Annotated in this window: 23 protein-coding genes and 1 pseudogene; 15 read left to right on the top strand and 9 right to left on the bottom strand. The window is 70.0% G+C overall.

What is annotated here, in order from left to right; translation table 11 throughout:
* The first annotated feature begins 249 nt into the window (after positions 1-249).
* The gene (locus P3T39_RS34215) at positions 250-1629 is read left to right on the top strand and encodes a hypothetical protein (RefSeq protein ID WP_280703184.1); all 1380 of its coding nucleotides are present in this window, start codon (positions 250-252) and stop codon (positions 1627-1629) included.
* Positions 1630-1830: 201 nt separating this feature from the next.
* Here P3T39_RS34215 and P3T39_RS34210 read toward each other — a convergent pair whose 3' ends face one another.
* Positions 1831-3405, bottom strand: a complete 1575-nt coding sequence (locus P3T39_RS34210) for a competence protein CoiA family protein (RefSeq protein ID WP_280703183.1) — start codon at positions 3403-3405, stop codon at positions 1831-1833.
* A 181-nt stretch (positions 3406-3586) separates the two neighbouring features.
* On the opposite strand from P3T39_RS34210, the gene P3T39_RS34205 reads away from it, so the two are divergent.
* On the top strand, positions 3587-4105 hold the full coding sequence (locus tag P3T39_RS34205) for a hypothetical protein (RefSeq protein ID WP_280703182.1): 519 nt from the start codon (positions 3587-3589) through the stop codon (positions 4103-4105).
* Between the two features lie 211 nt (positions 4106-4316).
* Here the strand turns inward: P3T39_RS34205 and P3T39_RS34200 are convergent, their stop codons facing one another.
* The 3 genes from P3T39_RS34200 to P3T39_RS34190 all read right to left on the bottom strand — a co-directional run bounded on the left by P3T39_RS34200 (position 4317) and on the right by P3T39_RS34190 (position 5109).
* Positions 4317-4565 carry a type II toxin-antitoxin system RelE/ParE family toxin gene (locus tag P3T39_RS34200; RefSeq protein ID WP_280703181.1) on the bottom strand — a complete coding sequence of 83 codons (249 nt, stop codon included), beginning with the start codon at positions 4563-4565 and terminating at the stop codon, positions 4317-4319.
* Positions 4562-4816: a type II toxin-antitoxin system Phd/YefM family antitoxin gene (locus P3T39_RS34195; RefSeq protein WP_280703180.1), complete on the bottom strand. Its 255-nt coding sequence runs from the start codon at positions 4814-4816 to the stop codon at positions 4562-4564. Before P3T39_RS34195 ends, P3T39_RS34200 begins: the two co-directional genes overlap by 4 nt.
* A 158-nt stretch (positions 4817-4974) precedes the next feature.
* Positions 4975-5109 (bottom strand): hypothetical protein, encoded by a 135-nt coding sequence (locus P3T39_RS34190; protein WP_280703179.1) that lies wholly within the window; start codon positions 5107-5109, stop codon positions 4975-4977.
* Between the two features lie 298 nt (positions 5110-5407).
* Between P3T39_RS34190 and P3T39_RS34185 the strand changes: the two genes are divergently transcribed.
* The 3 genes and pseudogenes from P3T39_RS34185 to P3T39_RS34175 form a co-directional block, all read left to right on the top strand.
* A complete protein-coding gene (locus P3T39_RS34185) occupies positions 5408-5716 on the top strand; it encodes a hypothetical protein (protein ID WP_280703178.1) in 309 nt (102 codons plus the stop codon).
* Positions 5717-5932: 216 nt separating this feature from the next.
* On the top strand, positions 5933-6073 hold the full coding sequence (locus tag P3T39_RS34180) for a hypothetical protein (protein WP_280703177.1): 141 nt from the start codon (positions 5933-5935) through the stop codon (positions 6071-6073).
* 50 nt (positions 6074-6123) lie between these two features.
* Positions 6124-7129: pseudogene (locus P3T39_RS34175) on the top strand (transposase); the annotation flags it as partial.
* Between the two features lie 83 nt (positions 7130-7212).
* Here the strand turns inward: P3T39_RS34175 and P3T39_RS34170 are convergent.
* Complete coding sequence (locus P3T39_RS34170) at positions 7213-7581, bottom strand: hypothetical protein (protein WP_280703175.1); 369 nt, start codon at positions 7579-7581, stop codon at positions 7213-7215.
* 615 nt (positions 7582-8196) lie between these two features.
* Between P3T39_RS34170 and P3T39_RS34165 the strand changes: the two genes are divergently transcribed.
* The 4 genes from P3T39_RS34165 (at position 8197) to lexA (ending at position 14555) form a co-directional block, all read left to right on the top strand.
* Complete coding sequence (locus tag P3T39_RS34165) at positions 8197-8889, top strand: hypothetical protein (RefSeq protein WP_280703174.1); 693 nt, start codon at positions 8197-8199, stop codon at positions 8887-8889.
* A 1-nt stretch (position 8890) separates the two neighbouring features.
* Positions 8891-10453, top strand: coding sequence for a DNA polymerase Y family protein (locus tag P3T39_RS34160; RefSeq protein ID WP_280703172.1), 1563 nt, complete (start codon positions 8891-8893; stop codon positions 10451-10453).
* 35 nt (positions 10454-10488) lie between these two features.
* Complete coding sequence (locus tag P3T39_RS34155; protein ID WP_280703171.1) at positions 10489-13770, top strand: error-prone DNA polymerase; 3282 nt, start codon at positions 10489-10491, stop codon at positions 13768-13770.
* Between the two features lie 89 nt (positions 13771-13859).
* Positions 13860-14555 carry a transcriptional repressor LexA gene (gene lexA / locus P3T39_RS34150; RefSeq protein WP_280703170.1) on the top strand — a complete coding sequence of 232 codons (696 nt, stop codon included), beginning with the start codon at positions 13860-13862 and terminating at the stop codon, positions 14553-14555.
* A gap of 101 nt (positions 14556-14656) precedes the next feature.
* On the opposite strand, the gene P3T39_RS34145 is transcribed toward lexA, so the two are convergent.
* Positions 14657-15400, bottom strand: a complete 744-nt coding sequence (locus P3T39_RS34145) for an SOS response-associated peptidase (RefSeq protein ID WP_280703169.1) — start codon at positions 15398-15400, stop codon at positions 14657-14659.
* Positions 15401-15738: 338 nt separating this feature from the next.
* Here P3T39_RS34145 and P3T39_RS34140 point away from each other — a divergent pair, with 338 nt between their 5' ends.
* Both P3T39_RS34140 and P3T39_RS34135 read left to right on the top strand, forming a co-directional pair.
* Positions 15739-16941 (top strand): hypothetical protein, encoded by a 1203-nt coding sequence (locus P3T39_RS34140; protein ID WP_280703168.1) that lies wholly within the window; start codon positions 15739-15741, stop codon positions 16939-16941.
* Positions 16942-17164: 223 nt separating this feature from the next.
* Complete coding sequence (locus tag P3T39_RS34135) at positions 17165-17353, top strand: hypothetical protein (protein WP_280703167.1); 189 nt, start codon at positions 17165-17167, stop codon at positions 17351-17353.
* 18 nt (positions 17354-17371) lie between these two features.
* On the opposite strand, the gene P3T39_RS34130 is transcribed toward P3T39_RS34135, so the two are convergent.
* Positions 17372-17512, bottom strand: a complete 141-nt coding sequence (locus P3T39_RS34130) for a hypothetical protein (protein ID WP_280703166.1) — start codon at positions 17510-17512, stop codon at positions 17372-17374.
* A 130-nt stretch (positions 17513-17642) separates the two neighbouring features.
* Between P3T39_RS34130 and P3T39_RS34125 the strand changes: the two genes are divergently transcribed.
* The gene (locus tag P3T39_RS34125; RefSeq protein WP_280703165.1) at positions 17643-18506 is read left to right on the top strand and encodes a hypothetical protein; all 864 of its coding nucleotides are present in this window, start codon (positions 17643-17645) and stop codon (positions 18504-18506) included.
* A 97-nt stretch (positions 18507-18603) separates the two neighbouring features.
* Entirely contained in the window at positions 18604-19059 is a 456-nt protein-coding gene (locus P3T39_RS34120) for a hypothetical protein (RefSeq protein WP_280703164.1), read from the top strand.
* Between the two features lie 87 nt (positions 19060-19146).
* Here P3T39_RS34120 and P3T39_RS34115 read toward each other — a convergent pair whose 3' ends face one another.
* Positions 19147-19335, bottom strand: a complete 189-nt coding sequence (locus P3T39_RS34115) for a hypothetical protein (protein WP_280703163.1) — start codon at positions 19333-19335, stop codon at positions 19147-19149.
* Between the two features lie 441 nt (positions 19336-19776).
* Positions 19777-20718 (bottom strand): hypothetical protein, encoded by a 942-nt coding sequence (locus P3T39_RS34110; RefSeq protein WP_280703162.1) that lies wholly within the window; start codon positions 20716-20718, stop codon positions 19777-19779.
* Positions 20719-20963: 245 nt separating this feature from the next.
* On the opposite strand from P3T39_RS34110, the gene P3T39_RS34105 reads away from it, so the two are divergent.
* Positions 20964-23249, top strand: coding sequence for a DnaB-like helicase C-terminal domain-containing protein (locus P3T39_RS34105; protein WP_280703161.1), 2286 nt, complete (start codon positions 20964-20966; stop codon positions 23247-23249).
* Between the two features lie 62 nt (positions 23250-23311).
* Positions 23312-23836, top strand: a complete 525-nt coding sequence (locus tag P3T39_RS34100) for a transcriptional regulator (RefSeq protein ID WP_280703160.1) — start codon at positions 23312-23314, stop codon at positions 23834-23836.
* The last annotated feature ends 111 nt before the right edge of the window (positions 23837-23947 follow it).

The raw sequence follows: 23947 nt of genomic DNA, 5'->3' as shown, positions 1-23947 counted from the left end.
CAGCCCAGGCGGGGTTGACGCGACTCAGCCCCGGTGCGCCCTGCGCACCCTGAGCCGGCCGCACCCGGTTGCCAGTGCAGGGCGGGCCTGGGGCCCGCCACTGCTTCACCCCGCCCTATGAGTCACCCACACATCCCGAGATGAGCCCTGAGAGAGTCCATGTCGTATCCGCCCCAGCCGTCCATGCCAAACGGGCAATACGGCCAACCAGCGCCGCTCCCACAGCACTTCGGTACCGCCCAGGCCCCCTTGGCTCCGCAGGCGCCCCCGCCCTACTTCCAGATATCTCCCGGTCCGCCGCCCAAGCAGAGCCGCAAGGCGCTCCTCGCCGTCCTCGGCACAGTCTTCGGCCTGCTGGGCCTAAGTGCCGGAGCGGTGGTCTACCACATCTCCACACGCCCCGGCCCGACAAACCTCTCCACAGCAGGGGGTACACCGTGGCAGAAGCTTGCCGACGGCATGACCGCAGCGCTGTCCGCCCGAGACGAGGAAGCATTCCTCAAGCCGTTCAAGGGCAACGAGGTACGAGAGAAACAACGCAAAGTGTTCCGCAACCTCGTCAAGATCCCCTGGGCAGCAGCCCATTGGGAGACCCAGTTCGCCGCCCCGCTCAACGGCGACATGATGGTGACTTTCGTTCACCAGGTGAAGGGCGTCGACTCCAAACCGGTGCCCGAGGTCTACAACTGGCGTGTCGAACCAGGCGGCACCGCCCCGGTCATCACCGCCGTCTCCGGCTCCAAAGACCTCATGGGCAAGACCTCCGACACCAGCTACTACCCGGCTCCCTGGGATTTCTACAACGACCTAGCCGTCGAGAATCGCGGCAACCTCGTGGTGGTAGCGGACAGCGGACAGGCCGCCGAGGTGAAGCGTGACGCCGACGTCCTGGCCCAAGCCGCCAAGGACGACCTCGCAGCCTGGAACAAGGCTGCTCCCCCCGCCCCGGCCGGACGTGAAAGCGCCCCCGGCTTCTTCGTCGTCCTGGAAAAACGACGCGACGTCTACAACAAGCTGTACGCTGGCGAAGGCCGCACGAACGACAGCCTTGAGGCCGGCGTCAACATGCCCATCCCTGCCTACGACTCCAAGGACACCAAGCAGCTGGAATCAGGTGGTTCACGGATCGTCATGGATACAACCCAGAGCCGCTTCGCCTCAGCCGACTGGAAAGAAGGCGTCAGCGAGATCGGCCGTCACGAAATGGGCCACGCCCTCGTCGAGCCCTTCGGTACCGAGCAAGTCCTCGTCCAGGGACTCCAGGACACCCAGATGTGGGTCGTCGAAGGCTTCGCCGAGTACATGGCCTATCGCGGCAAGAGCGACCTCGCCCGCGCCGACCTGAAGGCCTCCCTCCAGGGCTACCGGTTCGACGGCACCCTCCCGGAGAGCCTGGACTTCTACTCCAACCAGGGCCAGGCCCGCGCTGCCCACTACGCTCTTGGCGCCTCCGCTCTGCAGTACATGGGCCAGAAGTACGGTGAGGACAAGGTGTTCGCCTTCGTCGCGGCCCACTACGCCGACCCGAAGCAGTACCAGCGGCAGATCACCGACGCCACCGGTCTCACCCTGCAGCAATTTCAGACCGACTGGGCGGCCTATGTACGCACCGCCGCTGGTACCCCCTGAGCGCGGTGCCAACACCTGGGCCAAGGCCTCGGCGCCGACCGGTCGTCTGCGCGGGTCGAACCGGCTCAACGACCCCTCCGGGAAGGAGAACAGCGGCGCTTCCAGGTGTCACACCATCAGGTGAATTCGGCGCTCTGCTCGCTCGTGGCCTCGCGGACCGGTCCTGGGGGAGTTGCACCGGGGGTGGGCCGCCCCGGTGTGTTATCGGTCCAGAGCTGATTGTGTCGCCTCCGGCGGAGTCGGGGCGGGCGTTCGGGTGATGATCCTGCGCCAGGGCCGCTCGTAGCTGCCGCCGCAGGCCCGGCACTGCGCCTGGAAGAGCGCGGAGGCTGGCGAGAAGGAGTCGGTGGGCTCGGCAGGGTGGTCGCGGCCGTCGATCCGCAAGAACAGCTGCGGGTGCTCGCAGCCGCAGGCAGGCAGGCGCTCCGGCTCTGCGCGGGCCGACCTGCGCGACGGCACCCGAGAGGCTGCCTCGCTCCGCCCTCCGCTCTTCTCCGTAGCCGGTTGGACCGCCTCCATCCGCTGGTCCTTCGGGCGTTTGGGGGCGCCGTACGCCCAACGGCGGAAGTGCTTCATCGTGCAGTCGTCGTCGAACAGCAGCAGCAGCCCCGCCAGCAGGAAATGCGCCTGGTCACGGGTCAGTCCGCGGTCCGGGTTGAGGACCGCGATCGGCATCCCCTCCTCGTCCAGCAGCGGCACCCCGCCCGCCCAGCGCGCATCGTCCACGCTCCACCCCACCACCGCCGTGATGCTGTGCACTTCCTCAAGGTAGGCGATCGCCCGCCGCACCCAGGGCTGGTCCAGTACCTTCCCGCGGGCCGCGGTCGCCGCAGCGGTGCCCCGCACCGCGTCCTCGGCCTTCATCGCCTTGAACCGCTGCCGCCCCCGGCTCGCCTCATTCAGCTCACGCACCTGGGCACGCCGGGCCTCCAGCCGGCGCTGGCGGGCGGCGGCTTTCGCCAGCTGCTCCTGGCGCTGCCGCTCCGCCTCCTCCAGGTAGGCCAGCTCCGCCGCCGCGTATACGGGTGCCGTCCACACCCCGGCCAGACGCCGTGCCTCGATCGGGAACCAGGTGCCGTCGCGCACCGCGTGCACCACGATCCGGTGCTCGAACACCCAGCGCAGGAACTGCGCCAACGAAGGGGGTGGTGCGACCGCGCGCCAGTACCCACCCGCGAACCGCGACAGGCCCTCGATCACACTGAGCGGGCCGGCCTCCTCGGCACCGGGCTGACCCACCCGCACTGAGGGCACCTCTCCCAGCCAGCGCGGCTTGGGCCGGTCGCTGAACCAGCACGCGGCCACCTGGTGCTCGCGCATCCGCTCGGTCCGGGCCCGGATCTCGTCGTTCGTGATCGGCGACAGTTGGGCCTCCAGAGCGATGCGCCAGGAGCCGTCCGGAGCGGACGCCAGCACGTCGGCCCGCCACGAGCCGTCCGGTGCCCGCACCTCCAGCTCGGCGTGCGCGCCAGCGTCCCGTGCCGCGTTGAGCAATTCCAACTTGAGCAGGTGGTGCGCCTCCGACTCTCCCTCCCGCGCAATCTCGCAGTCCGGCGCGCCGGGGTCGTGGGCGAAAAACTTCACCCCGCACTGGGACACCTTGGCGTGCAGCGGATGTCGGCACTCGTCGCACGCGAGGGGCTCGCGCGGCTGGACCTTGTGCACCTGCTCCCAGGAGCGGCCGCAGCCGAGATCCGGCAGGTGGGCAAAGACGACGCCCCATCGCGCGTGAAGAGCCTTGAGTGCCACCAGCACCTCCCGACCGCAGACTGCCATTCCATCAGCATCTGACAATCCGTCACGAATGGCGTAACTGTCCAGAGGGGCACACCCAGGGCTGGCACCGGTGGGACCATGCGAGCGTGAATGCCTCCACTGCCGACATGCCCACCTCGAACGACCCCGAGCTGCGCGAACTGCGCGCCTCCCGGATCCCCGCCCAGCTCGGAGCCGCACTATGAGTGAGCACCATGCCACCTTGCTGTCCCGCATCCGCGCGCTCTTCACCGGGCGGACCGAGCCGCGCAGCCAAGCCGTCGAGGCCGAGCCGACCGCCCGCGGCCGAGCCGCGGCCGCGGAGCCGGAGAGGTGGACGTATTCGCCGCCGGCCACCGAGGGGGGCTGGCAGCAGATACAGGTGCTTGACCCGACCGGCTACGACTTCGCACGTCTGACCTTCAAGACCTGCGACGAGTGCCAGCTCGGACTCGTCGCCAAGATCCGGGTCACCGACAGCTGGCAGCGCCGCGGCTACGGCACCCGCATGATGCTGCGCGCGATGCGAGGCTGCGAGTCCTACCGCTGGACCACCAGCCCGCAGTCCGACTTCGGCAAGCGGTTCTTCCCAGCCATGGCCAAGGCCACCGGCGCCGCCTTCACGACCGAGGCTCACCAGTGCGAGCACATGCGGGCCGCCCCCGGCGGTCGCTACGGCACGATGCGGCACGATGACCGGCCGCCGCTGCACCGCGGCTGACGGACCGCTGACATCCGAGGCCCGCTCGCCGGTAGGGGTCCGCGCGTCCCAATCGTACTGTCCGCGCGGCTCACCGCCCGGAGCCGACATCATCTGGACCGAACAGGGCTGCCGGTCAGCGATCCAGGTCTGGCGCTCGTGAAGGTGTTGTCGGAGGACATCTCATCTGGCAACACCTTCACGAGCACCAAACCGTGGTAACGCCGGCCGATCAGGTTCGGCCGAGATGGAAGACAGCGACCGTGACCGTCTGGTCGTCAATCTCGTACTGGACCCGGTAGAAGCCGACCTGAATGCGGTAGATGCCACTGGCCCCGACGGTGAAGGCACCGGCGGGGCGGGGATCGTCGGCCAGGAGGTCAACAGCTGCGAAAACCTGCTGAACACCCTCGCGGTCGCCCGCCGCGTGCTTCTCCGCGACAGCCAGGGCGGACGGTTCCCACACCACGCGGTAGCTCACGCAACATCCCCGAAGATTCGGCGACGGGCTTCATCCTGCGGGATCCCGGGACCGGCCTCGCCCCGTTCCTTGCGTGCCAGGTACTGCGCGGTCACCCGGTGGTACTCCAGCTCTTCGAGCTCCGCCGGGCTGATCAGCACGGCCATGGTCTGGCCCCGGTCGGTGAGGGCGACCTGCTTCTGCTCAGCGCTGACCTGCCGGGCAAGGGCCCCGAGCTTGTTCCGGGCCTCGGTGATGGGATAGGTGTCCATCCGCAAAACTCTACAGTACTGCGCACTTCTGCGCAGTTGGTTCACTGACCGGATCAGGCAGCGGCCACCCTGACGATGTCCTTGAGCTGCTGAACGGCCCGGCCTCCCACGACGGCGGCTTGCCCGTTCACAGAGCGGTACCTGTCAGGTGGCGGCAGCTATACGAGCGGACGCCAGATGCGATCACGCGCCCGCGCGGACACGGGGTCGGCCGCACCGCGGTGGAGCGGGCCGAGGACCTGGCCGAGGTCGAGCGGGAAGCCCGGGCGCCAGTTGCGTCGAAGCGGCTCCATGACGGCTGGTTCCTCTCCGGCTGTCCCGTTTCACCGATGGTTGGGCGGCTCTCACCAGAGGTTGACGGAACACGTTCGTCTCAACCCATGTTGAACATGTTCAATATTTTGGGGATGATGTCAGCGCCAAGTTGTGTTGGGGGGCGTGGTGGTGAAGGCTGCACGGACTCGGTCAGCGCTCAGGGCCTGCATGGCGGCTCCGTCTTGGGTGTGGTTCTCGTCTGCAGGATGGGTCGGACTAGTCGCTTTGAGCCCATGGCTCCTCAAGGTCTTCCACTTCGCCAATGACCTTGCGGGCGTGACTGTTCTCGTGGGCTTGCTGATGCTGGGCATAGCTCCGGCACTCTTGTTCGGCTTCACACTCGGGCGCGTTCGAGCGTGGCCAGTCCTTGTTGTGTCGGCGGTTTCGGGTGCAGTCGTTCTCCTCATTGACTTCGCAGCCCTCGCGGCCCTCTCGGATCCAAACGTGAAGACGGAAGACCCGGTGGCGGCCTTTGTGGCCAGCTACCTGTTCACCCTGTTGCCGTTCATCGAGTGCCCCCTGGTCGCAAGTGCCGGATTTGGGGCGCTTTGCCGGAGTTGGCGCAACGAACGGCGGCGACACTGAAGTGCCCTCGGCAGAACACATGCTCATGGCCCCCAGTGCAGGAACGCTCGTTCGACAACCAGGCGAACTTCTCGGTTGAGCAACGGGCTCTCAGCTTGTTGTTTAACCTCGCAGGTCACCCAACGTGCTGATTTGCGGTTTTTCGTGGGACAGCAGAGGCGGCCGCCCCTCACGCTTCGAGATGTCGAGTAACGAAGCTGAAGGAAACGGCCGCTGGTGACGAGTCTCCCTGTGCAGTTGCCCGCCGTCGAGCAGTGGGGCGTGCTGCTGTACCTGCGCACGGACGTGCTCTTCGAGCTCACCGACGCGCTGCTGTGCCGGACTGCCAGTGCCCGGCTTCGATCAGGCGGCCGGTGACCTCTGGACCGGGGCTGGCTCGAGCCGGCCCGACTGCGCCGCGCGGCACGGACGGGCCGGTCAGGACACTGGTGGACCTGTCGCTGGCCGCCGAGCACCGGCGCGGGCACGGTGCGATGTACGCCGCGCTACTCCTTCGTCGCCGCCCTGGAGACCGGCCGCACCTCCTGGACCGCGCTCAACTTCGCGGACCCGGACATCCTGCTCGTCATGGACGCCGGCTACGACGTCACACGCCTGGCCCATCTCCTGTCCGACCTGCCCGTCGAGCTGATCGGCCGACTGCGTTCGGACCGGGTCATGCTCCGCGATGCGGGCGAGCCCCGCTCCACACCCAAGGGCGGACGCCCACGCAAGCACGGCACCGCCTTCACCTTCGCCAAACCCGAGTCCTGGCACGAGCCCGACGCCACCACCTGCACCGAGACCACCCGCTATGGCAAGGCCGAGGCGAAGGCGTGGGACCGGATGCACCAGCGCCTGCAAAAGCGCGGGCCATGGCTCGACCACGAAGGCGAAATCCCCATCACCCACGGCACATTGGTCCGTCTCAAGGTCGACCACCTGCCCGGCGAGCGCGAAGCGAAGCCGCTGTGGCTATGGTCCTCCGCCACCGGCATCGATACCGTCCACCTGGACCGGATCTGGCGCACCTTCCTGCGCAGATTCGACCTTGAGCACACCTTCCGCCTGCTCAAGGGCACCCTCGGCTGGACGGCGCCGCACTTCCGCGCACCGGACACCGCCGACCTGTGGACCTGGCTGGTCATCGTCGCCCACACCCAGCTCCGCCTGGCCCGCCCGCTCGCCGCCGACCTGCGCCGCCCCTGGGAACGCCCACTGACAGCAGCGAAGTTGACCCCGGCCCGGGTCCGCCGAGGGTTCCGCAACATCCGCGCGAAGGTCCTCACTCCGGCCCGCGTGCCGAAACCCTCCCGACCTGGCCCCGGACGGCCACCGGGTTCGAAGAACCGCAACCCGGCACCCCGCCACGACGTCGGCAAAACCGTCAAACGCGAACCCACACTCCACGCCCACCTCGCCGCGCGAGGTTAAACGCCAAGCTCAGCTCAACGCAGCAGAGCCGGCCCCTGGCAGCTGACAAGGACGGTCGCCGAAGCTGGGAGCAATGCGATGGCCTACTCGGATTGGGGGTCTTCACTCACCGCAGCGGCGACCAAGGCCACCAGATTGTCGGTCCAGCAATCGCTTTCTTTCGTCGCGACTTCGACACCGCAGCCGGAACAGACGAGGTTGGGGCCGTCCTGGCCCGCGAGGCCGCAGCAACCATTGAGGCGGCGAGCATCGGAGTGGAGTGCCGTCCCTGGAACGTCATCGGGGTGAAGGATCAGAAGGGTGCCGTCGAAGTTGACCTTAAAGGTTCCCTGAGCCATCCGCGGTGAAGCGATCTCGTGGCCAGGCGGGCGCTCGGGGCCTCTCAACGGTTCCCCCGGCTCCACCTTGCCGGTCAGAGGCTGCTGACAGTTCATGCAGTGAAAGACAACCACACGCCCATTCTGCCTGGGCGACACCATGGGCATGAAGCCAACACCGTGTTCACCACGACCCCGGCGGCCTGACGGACGCCGGCCGACCCGCAGCCGTCTCACTCAACCCAGTCCACACAGGTCAACGGGATCCGGCCCGACTAACTTCGTTGCGACAGGTCAGCTGTGACGTGTGACAGCGAAGTCGGGACCTTTGTCACCGAGGTCGGGACAACGCAGTTCTGTGATACCAAAGTTGGGAACCAGCCAGGTCAGAGCGGTGACTATGCAGGCCGGGGCCCGAGCTGATCCCTCGCCAGCCGACCTGGCCGGACATGGCGGTGCAGCGGCTCGCCATCCCCGATGGCGCCCCGCCCGGTGCCGGGCGCGGGACGGCAGAGTTGCTCCGACCTGCGGATATCCCATGTTCGCTGTCACAAATCGAGGTCTTCCCAACTTCGGTGACAACGGTCCCGACTTCGCTGTCACACGTCAAGCTGGACGGGGCCGCAGGTGCGGCGCGCCGACCCTACCCGATTCGCAAAGCTGTGACCTGCAGTAATGAACACAACTCGAACGAGTGACCTATTTGTATCCGACTTCCCTTTCTCGCTCATTTGTTCGAAAGTGGGTGGTGTGGAGGCAACCCTCGCCGCTCTGGCACCCCAGCTCCAGCTGTCCCGCCCCGGGCCGCTGCTCCCGGTGCTGCCCGCGCTCGAAGGACTGCTGCCGGAGCGGGGACTGCGGCCGGGCACGGCGGTGTCGGTGACCGGCGGCGGCACCGCGCTGCTGCTGGCCCTGGCCGCCGCCGCGACCTCCGCCGGAACGTGGTGCGCAGCAGTCGGCTTCGACGGGCTGGGCCTGGTCGCCGCTGCCGAGGCCGGGGTCGACCTGGCCCATTTGGTGGTGGTGGAGGCGCCCGGTGCGCAGTGGCCGCAGGTCGCCGCTGCGCTGGCCGACGGGGTCGGGGTGCTGCTGCTGCGCCCGACCGGCGCGGTGAGCGGCCCCATGGCGGAGCGGCTGGTGACGGTGGCCCGGCGCGGGGGCTGCGCGCTGGTGGTTGCCGGCCCGTGGCCGGGGGCAAGGGTGCGGCTCGAGGTGGTGTCCCGCTCCTGGGGGGGCGTGGGGCTGGGGCGCGGCCGGCTGAAGGCGCGGCGGATCGTGGTGCGCTCCGGCGGCCGCGGTGCGGCTGCTCGCGGCGGCGAGACGGAGTTGTGGCTGCCGGACGCCCAGGGCGCGATCCGGGCCGCCGATCCGCTCACAGACGCTCTCTCTGCTGGGCGGCGGCCAGGTCCGCGGCCGGTGCGCGGCCCGATGGCGGTGGTGTGAGATGACGGCACGGCAGGAGAGTTCAGACATCGCGGTGGCGGTGCCGAGAGTGCTCGTCGGGTGGATCCCGGACTGGCCGGTGGTCGCCATCCTCGGACGCGAACCCGGTCCGCAGGACCTGGCCGTGGTGACCGAGCGCGGCCGGATCCTCGCCGCCTCCGAAGCGGCCCGGCACGGCGGGGTGCGCCGGGGCCAGAAGCTGCGCTCCGCCCAGGCCCTGGTCGCCGACCTCGTCATGCACGAGCGCGACGCGGACGCCGAGGCGAAGCTGTTCGAGCCGGTGGCGGACGCCGTCGCGGAGCTTGCCGCGCACCTGGAGGTGCTGCGCCCCGGGATGCTGGCCCTCCCGGCGCCGGGAGCGGCCCGCTTCCACGGCGGGGAGGACGTCCTCGCCGAGAAGGTTGTGGACGCCGTCGAGGCGGCCGGGCACCCGTGTCGGGTCGGGATTGCCGACGGTCTGTTGGCTGGACAGCTGGCCGCCCGGGCCGGGCTGGTCGTTCCGCCGGGCCAGGCCGCGCGGTTCCTGGCACCGTTCCCGGTGGCCGAACTTGCCGACGGGAAGTTGGCCGACCTGCTGAACCGGCTCGGCCTGGTGACGGTGGGGCAGTTCGCGGCGCTGCCGGCCGCGAGCGTCGCCGACCGGTTCGGCCAGGCCGGGGTGGCCGCGCACCGGCTGGCTCGCGGCCTGGGAGCCCGCCCGGTCGTCGCCCGCCCGCCGGGTGCTGACCTGACGGCGGAGCAGCGCTTCGAGCAGCCCTTCACCGTGATGGAGCCGCTGGTGTTCGCCGCCCGTGCCCTCGCCGAGCGCCTTCACGAGGGTCTTGCCGGTGCGGGGCTGGCGTGCGAGCGGGTGGAGGTCGAGGTGGAGTGCGCCGACGGCACGACCGCATCGAGGGCGTGGCGGCACGAGGGTGTCCTGTCGGTCGGAGCGGTGGCCGAGCGGGTGCGCTGGCAGCTGCAGGCGTGGCAGCACCGGCAGCTGTTCGCCGAGGCCAACGGGGGAGTGGTGGCGCTGCGCCTGGTCCCGGACGGTTTGGTCCGTGATCCGGGCCGCCAGCTTTCGCTGGCCGATGGCGACCAGGAGGCCACCGAACGGGTGGAGCGGGCGGTGGCGCGGGTGCAGGCGCTGCTCGGGCACGGCGCCCCGGTGACCGCCCGGCTGGCTGGCGGCCGGGCCCCGGCCGACCGGGTGGTGCGCACCCCTTGGGGCGACGCCCACCAGGAGCGGCGTGCGGACGGACCCTGGCCCGGCCGCCTGCCCGCACCCTCCCCGTCCCACGTCCCGGCCGCCCCCACGCGGGTGCGGCTGCTGGACGAGACGGGCCGCGACGTCGAGGTCACCGCCCGGGCCGAGGCCCGTTCGGCTCCGGCCCGTCTGGTGCTGCCGGGCGGCGCGGTGGAGGTGACCGGCTGGGCCGGACCGTGGCCGGAGCAGGAGCGCTGGTGGGACCCCGACGAGGCGCGAAGGACCGCCCGGATGCAGGTTGTCGTCGCCGACGGGCGGGCTTTACTCCTCGCCGTCACCGGCGGCCGCTGGCACCTGGAAGGCGACTACGACACCTAACCCACCTACTCACCCGCGCACCTCCTGGATCAGCATTGGGTTTTACCAGCCATCCCACCACCCCGTGGCGCGACCTGCACCGCGCCATGACCGGCAGTCCGGACCTGGCCGACCGTACGGTGGTGCCTTTCCCCGGCCCGGTCTCTGAGCCGGCCCCGCGGCCTCGCCCGTCCGGCTCCGGCGGTTCAGGGCCGGGGTGGGCGGAGCTGCACGTCCACTCCACGTTCTCCTTCCTGGACGGTGCGAGCGACGTGGCCGACCTGGTCGACGAGGCCGCCAACCTGGGGATCGAGGCGATCGCCGTCACCGACCACGACGGCCTGTACGCGGCGGCGGTCCTCGCCGCCGAGGCCCGCCGCACCGGCATCGCCACCGTCTTCGGCGCCGAGCTGACCCTGGACGCCACCCTCGCACCCACCGGCGTCGCCGACCAGGACGGCGAGCACCTGCTCGTCCTCGCCCGCGGCGCGGAGGGCTACCGCCGCCTGTCCATGGCGATCGGCGACGCCCACCTGGCCGGCGGCGCCAAACGCCGCCCCCGCTACACCACCGACCGACTGCCTGACGCCGCCGGCGGCCACTGGGCGGTCCTCACCGGCTGCCGCAAGGGCGCCGTCCGCCAAGCCCTGGAACACGAAGGCCCGGCTGGCGCCGAACGCGAACTCCGCTGGCTCGCCGAACGCTTCGGGCCTGACAACGTCTTCGTCGAGCTGACCGACCACTCCCTGCCCGGCGATGACGACCGCAACCAAGCCCTCGCCGACCTCGCCGCCCGCACCGGCCTCACCCTGGTGGCCAGCACAGCCGCCCACCACGCCTCACCCGCGCAGGCCCGCCTCGCCCAAGCCCTCGCCGCGCTGCGCCAGAACCGCCCACTCGCCGACGCCGAGGCGTACCTGGCGACGGCCGGAACCGCCCACCTGCGCTCACCCGCCGAGATGGCCGCCCGTCTCGCACCCTGGCCCGGCACCCAACAGGCCACCGTCGACCTGGCTCGCGAGCTGTCCTTCGACTTCCGCAGCCTCAAGCCCGAACTGCCGGGCTTCCCGGTCCCCGACGGCCACACCGAGACCAGCTGGCTGCGCGACCTCACCCTGCGCGCCGCCACCACCCGCTTCGCCCCCGGCAACGAGAAGGCCCACCGCCAGATCGACTACGAACTCCACGTCATCGGCGACCAGTTGGGCATGGCCGGATACTTCCTGATCGTCCACGACATCGTCCGGTTCTGCCGAGAACAGGACATCTGGTGCCAGGGCCGCGGCTCCGCCGCCAACTCGGCGGTCTGCTACGCCCTCGGCATCACCTCCGTCGACCCCATCCACTACGGCCTGCTCTTCGAACGCTTCCTCAGCCCCGAGCGCGACGGCCCGCCGGACATCGACCTCGACATCGAACACCGACGCCGCGAAGAAGTCATCCAGTACGTCTACGACACCTACGGCCGCGACCACGCCGCCCAGGTCGCCAACGTCATCACCTACCAACCGCGCCTCGCCGTCCGCGACGCCGCCCGCGTGCTCGGCTACGCCACCGGTGACCTCGACCGGTTCGCCAAGGAGACCGGCTGGTACGAGATGCCGCCCGCCGAAGCCTCCGTCCCGCAGGACGTACGCGACCTGGCCGGCCAACTGCGGGGCCTGCCCCGCCACCTCGGCATCCACTCCGGCGGGATGGTCCTCACCCGCCGCCCGATCGCCGAGACCTGCCCGACCGAGTGGGCCACCATGCCTGGTCGGAGCGCCCTTGGATGGGACAAGGACAGCGTGGCCGAAGCAGGTTTGGTCAAGATCGACTTGCTCGGCCTGGGGATCTTGTCCGCTGTTCATGACGCCTGCGATCTGATCGAGCGTCACCACGGAATCCGCTACGACCTGGCCACCATCCCGCCGGACGATCCGGCGGTCTACGAGATGCTCTGCCGGGCCGACACGGTGGGCGTGTTCCAAGTGGAGAGCAGGGCCCAGGCCTCGGCCCTGCCCCGCATGAGGCCCAGGAAGTTCTACGACCTGGTGGTCCAGGTGGCGCTGATCCGGCCCGGGCCGATCCAGGGGGGCTCCGTCCACCCCTACATCCGGCGCCGCAACGGCCGCGAGGCGCCGACGATCGCGCATCCGCTGATGGAACGCGCCCTGGCCAAGACGCTCGGGGTGCCGCTGTTCCAGGAGCAGATGATGCAGCTCGCCATCGACTGCGCGGGGTTCACGCCCACGGAGGCCGACAAGCTCAGGCAGGCGATGGGCTCCAAGCGCTCCCACGAGCGAGTCGCCGAGCTGCGCGAGCGCCTCCTCGCCGGCATGGCCGAGCGCGGCATCCCGCCCGAGGTGGCCGAGGACGTCTACGTGAAGATCGAGGCGTTCTCCAGCTACGGCTTCCCGGAGTCGCACGCGGCCTCATTCGCGCTGCTGGTGTACGCGAGCGCCTGGTTGAAGCGCCACTACCCGGAGGCGTTCACCTGCGCGCTGCTGGCCAACCAGCCGATGGGCTTCTACTCGCCCCTGACCCTCATCCAGGACGCGAAGCGGCACGGTGTGCGCGTGCTGGCCGCCGACGTCAACCACAGCCGGGCCCAGCCCACCCTCGAACCCGCCGGCACCAAGCAGACGGCAGGGGCGGTCGGCCGTCCGGCGATCCGGCTCGGCCTCGCCGCCGTGCGGGGCCTCGGCGACGACCAGGCCGACGCCATCGCGTCTGGCCAGCCCTACAGCGACCTGGAGGACTTCGCGCGCCGAACCGTACTCCCGGCCTCCGCTCTCGAAGCGCTCGCCACCGCCGGGGCCTTCGCCAGCCTGGGGACGACCCGCCGTCAGGCACTGTGGTCGGCCGGGTTGCTGGCCCGCACCACCGAGCAGATGCTGCCCGGAACCGCCCCCGCCCTCACCGCACCCGGTGGCGTCCCGGAGATGACCGCGATCGAGGAGACCATCGCCGACCTGTGGGCCACCGGCACAACCCTCGCCCACCCCGTCCAGCACGCCCGGCGCCACCTCGACCGCTGCGGCGCGATGACCTGCGCCGCCTTCAAGTCCGACGCAGCCCCGGGCACGCTCGTCGCGGTCGGCGGCCTGGTCACCCACCGCCAGCGCCCGCCCACCGCCGGCGGAGTCCTGTTCATCTCCCTCGAGGACGAGACCGGCCTGATCAACATCATCTGCCAACCGCACGTCTGGGAGCGCCAGCGCAAGACCGCCCTTGGTAACGCCGGGCTGCTCGTCTACGGGACCGCCGAGCGCCGCGACGGCGCCGTCAACCTCGTCGCCACCCGCCTCACCCCGCTCACCCTCGCCCCCGCCGGGCGAAGCAGGGACTTCCGATGACCACACCCCACCCCAGCAGCCAGGCGTTCGCGCAGCTCAGAGCGCCAGCTGCGGGATACAGTCACCCCTTGAACGACGGAGAGGGAACCATGGCCGACACCACCACCCCCCGAGCCAGCAGCGGCCGTCCGCCCGGCATCCGGCGCGGGGACGACGGCCTGACCGACCGTCAGCGAGCAGTGATCCGGGTGATCCGAGAGTCGGTCCAGCAGCGCGGTTATCCGCCGTCGATGCGGGAGATCGGCCAGGCTGTCGGCCTCAGCTCCACCTCCTCCGTCGCCCACCAGCTGAAGACGCTCGAGAAGCGCGGCTTCGTCTACACGGACCCGCACCGGCCCCGCGCCTACTGCGTTGCCGACGACCGGCTCGGCGACAAGCTCCCCCTGCCCGCCGAGGCGGCCGGCCGGCCTTCCACCTCTTACGTGCCGCTGGTCGGCCGGATCGCCGCCGGTGGCCCGATCCTGGCCGAGCAGACGGTGGAGGACGTCTTCCCGCTGCCCCGTCAGCTGGTTGGCGAGGGTGAGCTGTTCGCGCTCACCGTCCGCGGCGACTCGATGATCGACGCCGCCATCTGCGACGGCGACTGGGTCACCGTCCGCCGCCAGCCGGTCGCCGAGAACGGCGACATCGTGGCCGCGATGATCGACGGCGAGGCCACCGTCAAGCGCCTCAAGCGCGAGGACGGCAAGATCTGGCTGATGCCGCACAACCCGGCCTACGACCCGATCCCCGGCGAGTCCGCGACCATCCTCGGCAAGGTGGTCGCCGTGCTCCGCCGCCTCTGACGTGGGAGTCCACCGCCCGGGGACTGCGGAAGGACTTGAAGCGCAACCGGACTGGTGCGCCCCAGGTGTGAACCTCTGCCTGACCGCAGAGCCGGACGGCTTCAGACGGGCAAGGGGTCCTCGACCTCGGTGAGCAGCTCGGGCCCGTCGTTCCGGACGCTGTTCACCGTGGTGGCGACCGCCGTCACGGTGAGCTCCGCGCCGGAAGGTGTGTGCAGAAGGTCCCGCACGCTGTCGGGATCGGTGAGATCGGGGTCGAGCCAGACGGCCTGGTTCGCCGCGGTGATGGTCAACGGCATGCGGTCGTGGACCCGGCCGGCGTTGTCGGTCGCCTCGGTTGTCAGCACCGTACAAGTCACCAACCAGGCGAGCGGGTCGTCCTCGGGCCTGGTCGAGTCCTTCCAGAACTCGTACAAGCCCGCCATGCCGAGCAGCGTGCCGTCAGCGGGGGCGAGGAAGTACGGCTGCTTGTACGGCCGTCCGCCCGGACCACCAGGGGCCTGGCGCCACTCGTAGTAGCCGGTGGACGGGATGATGCACCGGCGCTTGGAGAAGGCGGACCGAAACGCGGGCTTCACGTGGGCGGTCTCCGACCGCGCGTTGATCATCTTTGCCGCCGCTGAGGGGGTCTTCGACCAGGACGGCACCAGCCCCCAGCGCAGCGCCCGTACCTGGCGGCTGACCTCCCCGCTGTCCGTGTCGAGCCGTTCCAGCACGGCGAGGACATCTCGGGTTGGCGCGATGTTCCAGCTCGGAGTGAACGCCTCCTCCGGGACCTGGGGCTGCGCGTCGTAGAGCCGGGCGAGGTCAGCCGGGCCGGTTGTGGCAACGAATCGTCCGCACATGGCGACAGACTCGCACAGCGCCGCCCCGCCGCTGGGAACGGGGACGTGTCCCGGTACGGCAACCAGTCCAGCGGCCCTCCGCCCCGGCGGAGCGTACCGGCAGCTCCGGGGTGGGGACGCTGGGCCTCGTCCCGCGGACTCCGCCTGGGTGGGATAAGGAGACCTCAAGTTGAAAGCGCTCACCGATCGCGGTACGTGGTCACCGGTCGGCGCGCCCTCCGCGGAGTCCGCTTCGGACACCTCGCGCACCGTCACGGCAACCTCCCGGCAACCAGGCCTGGCGGCTCGGGCGCAGCACCTAGGCTGGTCCGGTCACACCTGGCACCAGCCTCAGGAGCATGACCTTGTCGCAGCAGTCCACCGCCGTTGTGGCGGACCCCGCCCTCCTCTCTGTGGAGTTCCGTCACGAGCACCAACTGCTCGACCGCTCCGGTGACGGTTTCCAGATCTGGACAGCCCAGGTCCGGGCGGAGGGGACACCCATCGGCACCATGCGGGTCGGCCGCTGCCTGTACTGGAAGGGCGGCAACCTGCACGACCGCATGGTCGACGAGGGCCACTTCCTCGCCCACGTGGCCCGTCAGGTCCTCGACCCCGATGGCTCCTTCAGCTCCGACTTCGAGGAGGAGATGGAGATGCTGAGCAGTCTCCTGGTGTTCGACCACCTCGAGCTGCCGTCGCCGTGGCAGGAGCCGCTCATCGCCGCAGCCCTGGTCTCCGCCGCGATCGACCGCTTCACCGACAACTACTACGCCGTCATTCTCCCCACCGGCGCTATCGGCATTGTGCAGGGCGCAGCCCTGCTCCACCGGGCGGGCGAGCTGCTCGCCGCCGAGGAGTTCGGCGAGGACCTGGTCGTGATCGACACCAGCCTCGCCCTTCCCGAGGAAGCGGCCCGCCGAGTCCGCGAGAGGCTACGGAGCCTTTCCCAGTACGGGCCGCTTGATCTCGACAGCGACGACGACGAAGACGACGAGGTCTGGGAGCTCAGCCCCCGGACCGCCGCTGTGCTGCTCCTGGCGCTGGAGGACCAGTCCCGGCAGGCGTGGGAAGAGGTCACGGCACTTGGGGACGAACCCCTTGCCGCGGGCGCGGCCGGGCTGTTCGCCTCCCTGCCCCGGATCACCTTCCACCAACTGGCCGCGTGGCGGCGGGAGATGGCTCGGACGTTCGACGATCTCGCTTCGGACATCGCCGGCGGCGCCGACCCGCTCCCGCGCAGCACAGGCGAGGAGATGGCGCTGCACCTCGCGATCAGCAGGGCGCGGCAGCTGCTCAAGGACCGGCCCAAGCAGGTGGCCGAGCGCATCGGTGCCCTCCCCACCCACCGGTACGACATGGATCTGGACGGCTGCTCCGACGTCCTGTTCCTGGACCACGACGTCCTCATGCTCTTCGACTCCCAGCTGGACGGTATTGAGGACCCGAAAGACGCGACCAACCAGGCCCTCGGCATGGTGAATCTCGCACCGCTGGACTGGTTCACCCCGTTCGACACCGACACCGCCCGCGACCCGGAGCGCGGCTTCCGCACCCCGTAGCCGCTCGGGCCCACTGCAGCTCAGATTCGTACGCCGGGGCCAGTCCGCAGCGCGCTGACGATCCGGCTGGGGGAGGTTCGAAGCCGGCGCAAGCGCCCTTCCGGGCGATATCTCACCTGCCCGCAGGGGGAAGTGGTGGACTCCGGCTCCGATACTCTGGCCGAAGCCGAACAACCCACGTCCGGCATATCCGGGGTGGCGCTCCGAGACCCTAGGAGGACCCGTGTGGGTGGTTGCCCACCACACTGCGGATGGCGAACGGGTCATCAGCACAATCTCGCATGAGCGAGAGTTCGCCGATGCGGCACGCGATGACTATGTCAAGGTCGGCCTTCTGCCGGACTCCGCCTTCGTGGAGTTCGATGGCACTATCGACAGCCAAGCCTGGCTTTCGGGCTCCGACAACCGCTAGAACCAATTCGGCGCCCGGTCAGCCGTGCTCGGCCCGGAGGGCCTTGACCCACCCGGCCGCCGTCCTGCCGTCCACCGTTGTCTCCCAACTCACCTGCTTCATGGGGTTGTTGAGTCGCCGGAGCAGGGCCTTGAAGCCGTGCTCGGCTAGGTCTGTCAACTCCACCGAGGGTGTGGCCTGGCAGCGGGAGTGCCACTGAGTGCCGCCGCATGCTGCAACGTGACGGAAGGGTTCCTGCCCGGCCCGGGCCCGCCCGTGACGGGCTGGCCACCCAGCCGTTGAACCGCCTGTGACCGCCATCCCGCCCCGCCCTCCCGCGCCCCGCTGCATCAGCGCCTCCACAGTCCACGCCGATCAGCCCGACGGCGCGGTCCTCACTGCACTGCACCGAGCCCGCACGGCGGGGGAGACCGCCGCCGCCTGGGTGCGCGGCCTGGCCGACCGGCAGGACGACGACCTCCACGCCCAGGCGCTTCGGCGCACCGCGGACGCGATCGAGCAGGCCAGCCACCGCGAAGTCGTGCCCGGCGGCAACGGCCACCTGGCCGAGCAGTTGCGGCACGCCCTGGCCGCGGACGTCCTGCTCGGCGATCTCACGGCCGGCACCGCCTCCGTTCTCGCGCAGGGCGAGCGCCTCCCCCTGGTCGCGGTGTGCGCGATCGCGGCCGCCATGCCCGGCACGGTGCTCGGTGACCTGCCGCGCGAGCTGCAGATGCTCGCCGCCGACCTCGAGGACGCCGTCCGTACCGGCGACACCGCGACGGAGGCCGCCGGCGCCCGCGCGCTCACCGCAGCCCGCCCCCGCTTCGTCCTCGGCAGTGACGACAACGACCCGTTCGACCACCAGGCCTACCAGAGGGTGCTGGACCGGGGGAGCGAGGCCTTCGAGATCGCCCTGCACTACCAGGGCGCCGGGCAGCCGGTCCATGCGCGGGCGGAGGCCCTGCACAACGCTCTTGCCGTCATGGCGCCCGCCGTCGCGGCCGCCGCGATCCTGCGCGCCTCCTTCGATCCGGCTCTCGGTCTGGACCTGGGGCAGTGGGAGCACCTGCAGGAAGTCGCCGGCGTACTCGACCTGGATGTCGTGGAGGACCTCACCGGCGCGAACGGTGACGGCCTTCCGCTGCCCCACCGGGCGGAAGCGCCTCGCTAGGTCGTCCTCCCGCAGGGCGTCCTGGTCCACGTTCCGTACCTGGTCAACAATGCGGGGCGGCTGCCCGACGGCACTGCTCGGCGGTTAGTCTCACCAGATGTACGTCGAGCACCACCAGCACTTGTACGACGCCGTCCGCACCACCCTGCACGACGCTGGCTACGCGCTCACCGAGCCCGGCACCACCGGCCTCGCCGTCGCGACGCGACCCGAGGGCGTCGTCCTGACGTGGAACCTCGGCCCGCAGCCGCTCACCCCGCCCACGGTCCCGTTCACGCTGCGGCTGTGCGAGTCCGACCGGATCAGCGCCACGGCGGTCCTCTCCATGGTCTCCCGGACGGTGGCCACCCAGCTCCGGGAGTCCGGCTTCGCCCTGGCCGACGACATCGGCGAGGGACTGCTCGTCACCGCGTCGCCGCCGACCGGCTGGGACCGGGCCGCCTACCGCGCCCACTGCGACGCCGAGACGATCGCGGCCCTCGGCGAGCCGATCAGCGAGCCTGCCGCCCCGGACCGGCCCCGCGACCGCGTGCTGTGGCGGCGCCGCCGTTGACCGACCCGCTGGCGCCCCGCCACCGAACCCCCAGATCGTGGCGCACAGGCGTGATACCGGCCGGTAGAGCACCTCTCCGCCACGGCTTCACGTCACGGTCATGTAGGCCCGGTGCCGCTCGCGGTACGCCCGTGAGCGGCACTTCCCCGAGCAATACCGCCGGTCGGAGCGGTAGCCCGTGGCGAAGCCCTTGTAGACGAGGTTGTCGCACACCGGGCACCAGTACCGCTCCCAGCCCGGCCACTGCTCCTCCCGGGCGTCCATAGCGACGGTCATCTGGGCGAGGAGGCGGGGCCAGCGGCCGCGTTCGCGGTAGGCCTTCGAGCGGCAGGCACCACTGCAGTACCGCCGCCGCCGAGAGCTTCCCGTCGGCAGCGGTTCATGGCAGAGCCAGCACTTCCGCCGAGGCCGGGGCACACCACCAGCATGCGCCGGAAGCCAAGATCATTCCTTAGCGGAATGCCTGAACGAGGGCATCGACCCGCACGCCTCGGTCGAGGTCGAAGCACTCCGTCCCGGCCTGCTGCGGGAGCAGCTCGACAGGGAGATCCAGGGCCTGGTGGACGACGTTCGCCGGTGGAACACCGAGTTCAGGGCCGAAGACGCCGAGCGGGAGCTGCTGCGCGCGCGCTGCAGGAAGTGGCCAGGAGGATCGTTCGGGGCGAGCCGGCAGTGAAGACGATCAAGACGAGTGGCTACACCGGCACCACGGCGGGGTCAGTCCCCTCCGGCCGCCGACGGCGGGGACCGGTACACGTCGGGGACCCGCAGCGCACCGCGGCGGTTGAGGCCGGCGGGGGCGTACCAATGGGCGATCGGCCAGGGGCAGCTCAGCTCCGGCCCGATCGCGCCATCCGGCTGGACTCCGTCAGCGAGGGCCCCGAAGGAGTGGGTGTAGCGTCCGGTGCCAATGGCGGGCACCGGGTGGAACCGGCCGTCGGGCTCGACCAGGTAGGGCTGGCCACAGCCGGTGCAGAACAGACCGAGCTGGCCCCAGGCCGCCTTGAACGGGCGCACGTCGAGCGCGCTCGCGGCGAACCGGGCCGCACCGACGCCGCACGGGCAGCCTCCGTCGGCCTGGTACAACACGGCGTCGGGGATCGTGTCGCGCTGCACGCCGAGCCAGCCCGGGGCAAGGCCGAACGCGCGGGCAAGAGCCCGGCGCTGCCCGGCATTCGGACGGGTCGCTCCCCGGCTCCATCGGGCGAGGAGATGCCCTTCGAGGCCAGCGGCCCGGGACACCTCGGTGGCCGTACGTCCGGTGGAGGCATGCACGAGACGGATGCGCCGCGCCAGCGGGTCGAGCTGGTGAAGCAGCCATGCCGGGTGCTTCAGCAACGCCTCCTCGGCCAGCTCCGGATCGGCGCCGGTCTCCTGCGCCCGCTCCAGAGCTCGCTGCCGATGTGCCTCCGCGAGCCAGGCCCGAGCGGCAGCCTCGGTCTGCTCGGTGTCCAGCGGAAGACCGATGAGGGCGTCCTCAGCCCGCGCGAGCTCAACCGCTGCGCTGGCGCCGCCGGTTCCGCACTCGAAGACGGTGGCGAGTAGCCGTTGCAGGACGGCCATCCCGGCTTCACCGACACCGACCGTGAGAAGGGCGCTCGCGGCGTCGAGAGCGCGCAGCGCGCGAAGCTCGCGCCCCTTGTTCCAGAGCTCCAGCATTCCCGCCCCTCCGCGACCAGCGGTCGATCGACCGATGCGCCAGCAGGCTAGCGGTTCAGGCGGGAAGCCAGGGCCAGCTCGACCGTCCAAGCCTCTAGGCCCTTGGTCGACCACACGCGGCTCCAACACATCACCGGATAGAAAATCAATGGTCACGGTGCCCTGTAATCTTCGAGCCTTACAAAGTTGCACCAAGATGTAAGGCAATAGTGTAAGGTAGTGGCATACACCATAGGAGGTCTGCCATGCACGCCAGCAGCGGCCAGAGCCCCGCTCCCTCGCCGGACGACGCACCGGACGCGATCGGAGTCGAGGACGCCCGGAAGACGTTGCCCACGCTCATCAACGCGGCCCAGAACGGGAACGCCACGACGATCCGGTTCGACACGCACTGCGCCAAGATCGTTGGCATCGCTCCCGGAACCGATCTGTCGGGACTGCCGCGCTTCGGCGTCCGGGACACCCGCGAGAAGCTCTCCGCATTGGTCAGTGCCGCCGCCGGCCAGGCCTCCGTCATCACCCGCAACAGCAAGCCGGTCGCCCTCCTGGTCTCGGCCCACGCGCCGGCCCGCCCCGCCTCCTCGCGCGTGCTGGCCACCGTCGGCGACAGTGTCACAGCACTCCTTGGCCAGAGCCGCCAGCAAGCCACCATCGGAATCCCCGGAATCGACCAGGCAGCCGCCGTGCTGCGCCCCGGCCGCCTCACGCTCGTGGTCGGCGCCCCCGGAACAGGCACCAGCCTGCTCGCCCTGTCCGCCGCAACCACCGCAGCGCTCGACGCGGGCACCCGCGTTCTGTACGCGGCATCCGGTCCGACCCGAACCGACGTCACCTGCCGCATCATCGCCGCCCGCGCCGACGTCGACTACCAGCGGCTGCGCGCCAACACCCTCAACCCCACCGAGCAACAGGCGGTCACCGCCTTCGCCCCGAAGCTGCAGGCCGCCCCGCTGCTCATCGACGACGGCACCGGCCTCGACACAGCAGCGATCGCCGAGGTACTACACGACGACGGCAACCAGATCCGCCTGGTCGTCGTCGACCGCCTGCAGTCCGAACCGCATCCCCACCGCCCGCTGTCCGGGGACAACGTCCCTCCGGCCGTCCGCGAGCTCGCCCACCTTGCCCAGCAGCACCAGATCCCGATCCTGGCCGCACTCGATTCACCGGACCACACCGGCGCGGTCGCCCTGGGAGCCGACCTGCTCCTCGCCCTCACCAACACCGAGACCGGCATCGAGCTGCGCATCACGGAGGCGGACCTGGGCGTGCAGACGGACGTACCGCTACTACTTGACGGCTCCCGCGCCCGGCTGCTCGACCGGCCGGCCGCCGAACCCCCGGCGCCCCCGACCGATGCCCACCCGACCCCAGGGAGTGGCCCCGAATCTCCTGCGGCACCGGCCGTGATCGACACGAAGACGCAGACCGCCTCCGTCCCCGCCGCTCCCGTCGCCGCAGAGCGGCCGGCCGAGACACCCTCCGAGTCCCCTCTGGAAGGCGTTGTCGTGAGCAGCGGGGCGACGAAGATGTCCACCGGCCGGGGCAAGGACGCCATCGTCAGCCATTTGCTGAAGATGATCGAAACGAAGAAGACCACCGCGCTCGAGATCACCCAGGGCGATATCCAAGCGGCCATCGTGCTGCTGCAGAAGACCGCAATCCCGGACGTCATGGCGCTGTTCAACTACACCCGGGAGGAGGCGCGCTACGAGCACACCGCCCACCCGCCCCTCCTGGACCTGTTCAGGCGGCAGGGCAACAGCAAGGCCGACGCGATCTGGGAGGGACGCCCGAACTGGGAGAACGAGGACCTCCTCTACGGCGACGGACCGCAGCAGCTGGTGTCCCGGCTCGACATGAACGCCGCCTACTTGTCCGCGTTCAAGTCCCACCTGCCGATCGGGCAGCTCAAGCACCACACCGGGGCCGACTGGGACCCCAAGAAGATGGCGGGGATCGTCCGGGTCAGCGTCGCGCCGTGGGAACACCGTCATCTCCCGGACCCCATGGGCAGCCGGGAGCAGACCGGCGATGCGTGGATCACCACCGCCACGCTCAGCCTGCTGCGGAGGCTCGCCGGGATGGGCCTGTGCCAGCCGCCGAGGATCCACGAGGCATGGGTGGCACACAGCTCCGAGCACATTCTGGAGTACCTGCGGGTGGCGCTCGCCACGGCGCGTCAGTACGGGATCGACGAGGGCGACGACGTCGTTGTCGAATATGTCAAGGACATGTACGCGAAATTCGTCTCGACCGCTGGCACCAGCACCAATAACCACCTGCTCAACAACCCGTCCTGGCAGCACATTATGCGCAGCCAGGCGTTCTTCAACCTCTACTTGAAGGCGCTGAAGGCCCACAAGTCCGGTCTGCAGATCGCGGCCATGAAGGGCACCGACGAGCTGCACGTGATCGGCGAATGGCGCCAGGTCTTCGAGGAAGGCCGGGGCCTTTCTCAGGTCAAGGAGAAGGCGGCGGAAAGGTACTACATTCCGATGGAGAGGCCGAAGAGGAGGGGTCGTAAGTAATGGCCGGACGGTGGATGGAACTCGGGAAGTACCAAGCCCGAGGAATCGAGGGTGGCGTGGCAATGGCCATCCACCTTGACTCGGAGGTGATGAAGCGCGGAATCAAGTCCCCGATCACCAGCAAGCGCGGTCTTTCCGCCAGGATGAAGTACCTGTCGGAGAAGAAGGGCGGCGCGGAGGCCATGGCTGCGGCGGGAATCACCGCCCAGCCGAGGACGGTCAAGAAGTGGGTGAACGGGGAAAGCACCCCAAGGCCCGATAATCTCGCCAAGATCGACGCTGCGTACTGGTCCTTGAAGGGCCGCAACCTCGCACCCCGGCTCAAGCAACTGCTCGACAACAACGGGGCCGGCACCGAGATCGAGATCTACCCGGTCGATCAGTCCCAGGTTCCGGAGAAGTACCAGCGGGATATCGACGTCCGGCGGATCAACCTGCGGAACGTCTGGGAGGATTTCGTCGATGCCTGGGTGGAGGACGACTTTCGCGCCCTCGACGAGATCTGGGACGAAGTCCTCAACCAGCTCGGATCGGACTACGACTCCTACACCTACGTCCAGCACGTCGGATTCGCGGTTCCGCAGTAGACGGCAGCGGGGTGCCCCCCCCCCCCGCGGGGGGTGGGGGGGCCCCCCCCGAGGGTGCGGCCGCGAACCCCGCGGCGGGGGGGCATGGGGGGGATTGAGTGCGGAGTTTCG

The sequence above is a fragment of the Kitasatospora sp. GP82 genome, assembly GCF_029892105.1.
GTDB lineage: Bacteria > Actinomycetota > Actinomycetes > Streptomycetales > Streptomycetaceae > Kitasatospora.
This window is presented reverse-complemented; position numbering and strand designations above follow the sequence as displayed.